Source organism: Paenibacillus sp. OT2-17 (genome assembly GCF_009827695.1).
Lineage (GTDB): Bacteria > Bacillota > Bacilli > Paenibacillales > Paenibacillaceae > Paenibacillus > Paenibacillus polymyxa_B.
Window position 1 is genome coordinate 1 of sequence record NZ_WUDQ01000799.1, and the last position, 1,290, is coordinate 1,290.

The 1,290-nt window shown below is 43.9% G+C and carries 2 protein-coding genes; both read right to left on the reverse strand.

Going from position 1 to position 1,290, the window contains the following annotated elements:
• On the reverse strand, nucleotides 1-800 hold an 800-nt coding region (locus tag GRP75_RS27200), incomplete at its 3' end, for a glycerol dehydrogenase (RefSeq protein ID WP_160790921.1).
• Between the two features lie 133 nt (nucleotides 801-933).
• Nucleotides 934-1,290: GNAT family N-acetyltransferase (locus tag GRP75_RS27205; RefSeq protein WP_160790922.1), on the reverse strand; the 357-nt coding region annotated here is incomplete at its 5' end.

A 1,290-nucleotide genomic window follows, 5' to 3' on the forward strand; every position in this document is an offset into this window, starting at 1 on the left:
GGAACAGCCGTCATGCCGTTATGAATGGCGTGTGCTGCTGCCAACCCACCTGATTCTGCACCAACACCGCTCAAATAAATGGTAGCTTCAATCGTATCCTCCACCGCACGAGTATATACTTTCCGATCCACAGCACGTTTGGCCTTCACAGCATTTTCCAGCAACGTATCATAACAAAGACGAGCAAGTCCCAGTCCTGTAGTGGAAGGCTTGTTCAGAACCAGGTTATCCCCGTTAGCCTGATAGCAAGCACGAGCTTCAAAATAAGTGGCCAGTGCATCACCGATTCCAGCTGCAAAGAAACGTGCAGGCGCTGCTGCCAGAATGCCTGTATCCGCCAGTACAACGTCTGGATTAGTAGGCAGGAACAGATATTCATCAAAAGAGCCATCTTTTTTGTATATAACCGCAAGCGCGGTACAAGGAGCATCTGTAGAAGCAATCGTTGGGAAAATAACAACAGGCAGCTTTTCATAATAAGCGGTTGCCTTGGCGGTATCCAACGTTTTTCCCCCGCCAATCCCTATGATAATGTTTGAACCATGTTTACGCACCAATTCACGGTTACGATCAATCTCTTCTTTTGTACATTCATATTGGAATTTCTCGAAGACCACCTGGTTACCAGCTGCTTCAATTGAAGCACCTGCCTCCTTTTGGGCCCTTTCAAGTATGAACTCATCACAAATGACAAAGGCTTTATCGCCATAATCCTTAATATAGTCATTTAACGACGAGAGTAGATTTTGTCCAGAAATAAATTTCTTGGGTGAAGTAACGGACCTTACAACGTTTGCCATGTAAATTCCTCCTCAGCTTTGACTCATACTCAAATTAATAATGATTTGGGCATGTGACCCTTTAACTATAAACCTCTTTTCACGTTATTAAAAGGCTTATTATGGAATATTTTATGAACAAATTGTGTATCTATTATACTTGAACAGTCGAGCGCCATTCAGAATACAGGATACCCATCATGATACGATCATAACTATTACCATCACGAAGAACAGCGGAACGAACTCTACCCTCAAGCTGGAACCCCGCTTTCTCATAAGTTCGGATCGCTTGTGTATTGTACTCAATCACATCCAAGCCGACCCGATTTAAATTGAGCTCATAAAACGCATAACGAAGAATGAGACCTACAGCTTCTGCCCCAAAGCCCTTGCCACGGTAGTCCGTATTACCTATACCTATTGCCAGCTGCCCGCTGCGATTATTCCACTCAATTCCGTGGATAGCAACAAATCCGATCAAGACATCATCTGCCAATGTTCTTAATCG